General features: G+C 70.9%; 3 protein-coding genes. All 3 read left to right on the top strand.

Annotated features, from left to right (window positions below; genetic code table 11):
- Positions 1-456: phosphopantetheine-binding protein (locus tag ACCD11_RS28140; protein WP_413316401.1), on the top strand; the 456-nt coding region annotated here is incomplete at its 5' end.
- The gene (locus ACCD11_RS28135; RefSeq protein ID WP_413316399.1) at positions 456-5,096 is read left to right on the top strand and encodes an SDR family NAD(P)-dependent oxidoreductase; all 4,641 of its coding nucleotides are present in this window, start codon (positions 456-458) and stop codon (positions 5,094-5,096) included. The genes ACCD11_RS28140 and ACCD11_RS28135, both read left to right, overlap by 1 nt.
- A gap of 10 nt (positions 5,097-5,106) precedes the next feature.
- The coding region (locus ACCD11_RS28130) for a condensation domain-containing protein (RefSeq protein WP_413316397.1) at positions 5,107-6,539 on the top strand (1,433 nt) is incomplete at its 3' end.

Below are 6,539 nucleotides of genomic sequence, written 5' to 3'. Positions count from 1 at the left end.
GAAGCGTTGCCCGACTACATGGTGCCCAGCGTGCTGATGGTGCTCGATGCACTGCCGCTGAACGCCAACGGCAAGGTGGACCGCAAGGCGCTGCCTGCGCCCGAGTTCACCAGCGACAGGGCGTACGAAGCGCCCGAAGGCGAAGTCGAACAGGCCCTCGCAGCCATCTGGGCTGAAGTCCTGCAGGTCGAGAAGGTCGGCATCCACGATAACTTTTTCGACCTCGGCGGGCACTCGCTGCTGCTGGTCCGTGTGCACCGCCTGCTCGAAGACAGGCTGCGCACCACGGTCCCGCTGGTTCATCTTTTCAAATACCCCACGGTCGATTCGCTGGCCCGGTGGATGGCACGTGGTGCTGCTGCACCCGCGTCCTCGCCCACGGCCGGCGACGACCGCGCATTGCGCCAGCGCGCCGCCTTGCTTCAACGCCGCCAATCCGCGGAAAGAGTCAACTGATGCACACCCTCGACGAACAGCCGGACCAACCCGAACAACCCGGTGCGACCGGCATCGAGATCGCCATCGTCGGCATGGCGGGCCGCTTCCCCGGTGCCGACGATGTCGATGCGCTCTGGCGCAACATCCGCGACGGCGTGGAGTCCGTGGACAGCTTCACCGACGAGCAGCTGCGCGCGCAAGGCGTCCCGCAGGAACTGCTCGACGACCCGGCCTATGTGAAGTCAGGCACCCGGTTCAAGGGTTTCGACCAGTTCGACGCAGGCTTCTTCGGCTACTCGCCGCGCGAGGCCGAGTACCTCGACCCGCAGCAGCGCATCTTCCTGGAATGTGCATGGGCCGCGCTCGAGCACGCAGGCTGCGACGCGCAGCGCTGGCCGGGCAAGGTCGGCGTGTATGCGGGCGAAGGCCCCAACCTGTACCTGATGCGGCACCTGTTGCCCGCATTCGGCCTGGGCGACGGCCGCGGCATCGCCGACCTGCTGGGCCTCATGAGCGGCAACTCCGGCGGCTCGCTGTGCACCCGCGTGGCCTACAAGCTCGACCTGCACGGCCCCGCCGTGACGGTGCAGACCGCGTGCTCGACATCGCTGGTCGCGGTGCACACCGCCTGTCAGGCGCTGCTGGGCTATGACTGCGACGTGGCGCTGGCCGGCGGCGTGTGGCTCAATCTGCTGCAGGACGGCGGCTACCTCTACCAGGAGGGCGCCATCCTCTCGCCCGACGGCCACTGCCGCGCCTTCGACGAGAAGGCCGCCGGCACGGTGATCGGCAGCGGCGCGGGCATCGTGGTGCTCAAGCGCCTGGACGACGCGCTGCGCGACGGCGACACCATCCACGCCGTCATCAAGGGCAGCGCCGCCAACAACGACGGCGCCGACAAGGTCGGCTTCACCGCTCCCAGCGTGAACGGCCAGGCCGAGGTCATCCGCGCGGCGCAGCTGATCGCGGGTGTGAGCGCCGCATCGGTAGGCTATGTCGAGGCGCATGGCGCGGGCACGGTGCTCGGCGACCCGATCGAGATGGCCGCGCTGACGCAGGCCTTCCAGGCCGCCTCCGGCCGCACGAACTACTGCGCCGTCGGCTCCGTGAAAACCAACATCGGCCACCTCGATGCGGCCGCCGGCGTCACCGGCCTCATCAAGGCGGTGATGGCGTTGAAGCACCGCACACTGCCGGCCAGCCTGCACTTCGAGCGTCCGAATCCGCAGATCGATTTCGCGGCCAGTCCGTTCTACGTCAACGCCGCGACGAAGCCCTGGCCCCCCGGCCCCACGCCACGCCGTGCCGGCGTGAGCTCGTTCGGCATCGGCGGCACCAACGTGCACGTGGTGCTCGAAGAGGCACCGGCCGCGAAGCCTGCCGAAAGCTCTTTCGGCTGGCAGGTGCTGCCGCTGTCGGCGCAGAATGCCGCCGCGCTGCAGGAGGCCGGCCAGCGACTGGGCGCTCATCTCGAGGCATCCGCCGATCAATCGCTCGCGGATATCGCGCACACGCTGCAAAGCGGCCGCCGCGCGATGCCGCTGCGCGCCGCCATCGTCGCCAACGGCCATGCGATGGGCGCGCAGGCGCTGCTCTCGCCCGAGGGCGGTTTCGAGCAGGTGATGCGCGCGCCGGCCAATGCGCCCGAGCTCGCCTTCCTGTTCCCCGGCGGCGGCACGCAGCACGCGAACATGGGTGCCGCGCTGTACCGCGACGACCCGGTGTTCCGTGGCGAGGTCGACCGCTGCTGCGCCTTGCTGAACGACGCCATGGGGGTGGACCTGCGCCAGCTGCTGTACCCCGCAGCCGGTGCGGAGGCCGCGGCCGACGAGAAGCTCTCGTGCATCGAGTACACGCAGCCGGCGCTGTTCATCGTCGAGTACGCGATGGCCCGCGCATGGATGGCGCGGGGCGCGCGGCCCGCCGTGATGCTGGGCCACAGCCTCGGCGAGTACGTGGCTGCCTGCCTGGCCGGCGTGTTCAGCCTCGAAGACGCGCTGCGCATCGTCGCCGCGCGCGGTCGCCTCATGCAGTCGATGCCCGCCGGGGCGATGACTGCCATCGCGTTGAGCGAAGCCGGGCTGAAGCCGTTCATCGGCGCCGGCTGCGACATCGCCGCGGTCAACGGCGAGCAGCTCTGCGTTCTTTCGGGGCCGCTGCAGGCCATCGAGGCGGTCGAGAAGCAACTGCTCGCAAGCGGCCTCCTGCCGCGCCGCCTGCATGTCGCCATCGCGTCGCATTCGGCCATGACCGAGTCGATCGTAGCCGAGCTGCAGAAGGTGATTGCCTCGGTGCCGCGCCATGCGCCGCGCATTCCGTTCATCTCCAACGTCACGGGCGAACCGATCACCGCCGCGCAGGCCACCGACCCGGCCTACTGGGGCCGCCATCTGCGCGGCACGGTGCGCTTCGCCCACGGGCTGGCCGCACTGCTGCGCGTGAAGGGGCGCGTCGTGCTCGAGGTGGGGCCTGGCGAAACGCTGGCCGGCCTGGCGCGGCAGCATCCGCAAGCCGATTCGGCCGTGGGCATCTGGTCGAGTCAGGCGCATCCGCAGCAACAGGCCCGCAACGAGCGGCAGCTGGCCAGCGTGACCGGTGCGCTCTGGTGCGCCGGCGTCGAGATCGACTGGGCCGCCTGCCGCGCGGGCCAGCCGCGCCGCCAGGTGCCGCTGCCGAGCTACCCGTTCCAGCGCCAGTCGTACTGGGTGGAGGCAGGCACCTTCGAGGGCAGCGCCAACTCCAGGCTTTCGAATCCGGCGGCCGACGCGTTCCACGTGCCGACCTGGAAGCGCACCGAACCGCTGCACGCCGTGCGCAGCCCCGCACCGGCCGGCACCTGCACGCTGGTCTTCGGCGAGGCGGGCGGCCTTGCCGGCCAGCTGGTCCGCCATCTGCGCGAAAGCGCCGATGCGCATCCCGTCGTGTGCGTGGAGCAGGGCCCGGGCTTCGTCGAGATCGGCCCGCGCCACTACGCCGTGCGCCCTGGCGAGCGCGCCGACCACGAGCAGCTGCTGCGCAAGGTGCAGGGCGGGATCGGCCCGGTGTCGAACATCCATCACCTGTGGGGCGTGGATGGCGAGTTCGCTGCGCCTGCCTCGTCGAGCGAGTTGCTGGAGCGCGGCTTCTTCAGCCTGCTGGCCCTGGCGCAGGCGCTGGACAGCACGGCGGGCGGGCGCGAGCGCAAGCTGTTGCTGCAGGTCGTCACCAACCGGATGGAAGACGTGTCGGGCCTGGAGCCGCTGTGTCCCGAGAAGGCCACGCTGTTCAGCCTCGCCAAGGTGATCGGACAGGAATATCCGCACATCGGCTGCCGCGTCGTCGACGTGGTGCTGCCCGTGTCCGGCAGCCAGGCCGAGGCATGGCTGGTGGCGCAGCTCGCGGCGGACGCGCCTGCCGCGCGCGACGAGCCGCTCGTGGCCTACCGCGGGCCGCACCGCTGGGTCAAGGGCTACGAGCCGCTGGCGCTGCCGGCGCAGGGGGCCGGGCCGAAACAGCGCCTGCGCACGCACGGCGTCTACCTGATCACCGGTGGCCTGGGCGGCGTGGGCCTGTCGGTGGCGCGGCACCTCGCCAGGTCGTGGCAGGCCAGGCTGGTGCTGCTCGGCCGCTCGCCGCTGCCCGAGCGCGCCGCCTGGAAGTCGCTCGCGGCCTCGCCCGAGCAGCCAGCGGCCCTTCGCCAGAAGCTGCTGCAGCTGCTCGAACTCGAAGCCCTGGGCGGCGAAGTGCTCGTGCTGTCGGCGGACGTGGCCGATGCCGCGCAGATGCAGGCCGCGGCCGCGCAGGCCCGGCAGCGCTTCGGCGCCATCCACGGCGTGATCCACGCGGCGGGCCATGCCAGCAGCGGCATGATCAGCCAGCGCACGCGCGCCATGGTCGAGGCCGTGTTCGCGCCCAAGCTGCGCGGCACGCAAATCCTGCTGGAGGCCGTGCGCGGCGAGCCGCTCGACTTCGTGCTCTTCTGTTCATCGATCTCCAGCATGGCCGGCGGCCTGGGCATGAGCGACTACGCCGCCGCCAACGCCTACCTCGACGCACTGGCCGCACAGGCGCGGCGCAGCGCCGGCCACGCGGTCTTCTCGGTCAATTGGGACGCCTGGCGCGACCTGGGCATGGCCGCGGGCATGGTGCTGCCGGAGGGCGTGGGCATGGACGGCCCCGAAGGCGCGCTGGCGCTGGAGCGCATCGTCAACGGCCCGGCGCATGCGCAGGTCGTGATCTCGACGACCGACCTCGCGCAGCGGCTCGGCGAACTCGACAGCGGCATGCTGGCGCTGATCGAGAACAGCCCCCTGGCTCACGCTGCGCGCGCCACGCGCCGCAACCACCCCCGCCCCGCGCTCGACACGCCCTATGTCGCGCCCGGGGGCGATCTCGAAACCGGCCTGGCCGCCGTGTGGCAGGACATGCTGGGCATCACCGCCGTCGGCGTGAACGACAACCTGTTCGAGCTGGGCGGCGACTCGCTGCTGGCCATCCAGATCCTGGCGCGCGTGCGCAAGGCCTACGACATCGAACTGCATCCGGCCGCCTTCTTCAAGGCGCCCACCATCGCCGACCTGGCCCTGCTGGTCGAAACCCGTCTGATCGAAGAGATCGAGAACGCCGACTTGGCCGATGCCGTCGCCGCGGCCACGGATCGCCTGCCCGCCACCGCCTGAAGAACCCGCCATGCCCGAACTCCACGACATCTCCGAGCGTCGCGCCAGCCTGAGCGCGGAACAGCGCGCCAGGCTGAAGGAACGATTGCGCGGCGCAAGCGCCGGCATGCAGCAGCAGACCGGCACGAGCGCCATCCCCCCGCGCCCGCACCGCGGCCGCGCGCCGCTGTCCTTCGCCCAGCGCAGGCAGTGGTTCCTGTGGAAGCTGGACCCGGCCCGCACGGCCTACCACCTGAGTGGCGGCCTCGTGCTCTGCGGGCAGCTCGACACCGACGCCCTGCGCGCGAGCTTGCAGGCGCTGGTCGAACGCCACGAGTCGCTGCGCACCGTGTTCCGCGAGGCGGGCGATGGCGAGGCCGAGCAGGTCATCCGGGAAGCGGTGGAGGTCGCGTTGCCCTGCATCGACCTGAGCACGCTCGACGCCGACGCGCGCGACGCCGCGATCCGGCGCGAGGAGCACCGCATTCGTGCCGAGCCCTTCGACCTCGCGCGCGGCCCGCTGATGCGCGCCGCGCTGCTGAAGACGGATGCGCGAACGCATCGCTTGCTGGTGGTGATGCACCACATCGTGTCGGACGGGTGGTCGGTGCAGCTCACGCTCGACGAACTGGCCGCGCTGTATGCCGCGCGCGTGCACGGCCAGGCCGCGGTGCTGCCTGCGCTGCCCGTCCAGTACGCCGACTACGCCATGTGGCAGAACCAGTGGCTCGACGGCGGCGAGGGCGAACGGCAGCTCGTCTGGTGGCGCGACCAGCTGGGCACCGGGCAGCCGGTGATCTCGCTGCAAACCGATCGACCGCGCAACGCCGACGGCCGCTACGGCTCGGCGCGCGTCACCGTCGCCTTGCCCGGCGACACGCTTGACCGCCTGCGCCAATCCGCGGCGTCCGAAGGCGCGACGCTGTTCATGGCCCTGCTCGCGGGCTTCAACGCATTGCTGTTCCGGCACACCGGGCAGACCGATGCGCGCGTGGGCGTGCCCATTGCCAACCGCAACCGCGCGGACACGGCGGGCGTGGTGGGCTTCTTCGTCAACACGCAGGTGCTGCGTTCGCAGATCGATGCGAGGACGACGCTGGCGCAGCTGCTGGTGCAGACGCGCGACACGGCCATCGGCGCGCAGACCCACCAGGACCTGCCGTTCGAACAGCTGGTCGGTGCGCTGAGGCCCGAACGCAGCCTGAGCGCGAACCCGTTGTTCCAGGTGATGTTCAACCATGTGCGGCGCGACCACCGTTCGCTGGCCGAGTGGCCGGGCGTGTCGGTCGAGCGGCTGGACTTCGAGGAAGAAGACGCGCAGTTCGAACTGACGCTGCAGACGCTGGAGTTCGAGGACGGGCGGGTCGAGGCGAGCTTCCTTTATGCGGCGCAGTTGTTCGACCGTGAGACGGTCGAGCGGATGGCTGGGCACTATGTGGCGGTGCTGCATGCGCTGGCCTGGCG

It is taken from the genome of Variovorax sp. Varisp36 (assembly GCF_047304235.1).
Lineage (GTDB): Bacteria > Pseudomonadota > Gammaproteobacteria > Burkholderiales > Burkholderiaceae_C > Variovorax.
Note: the sequence above shows the minus strand (reverse complement) of the source record. Positions and strands in the feature narration are given on the sequence as shown.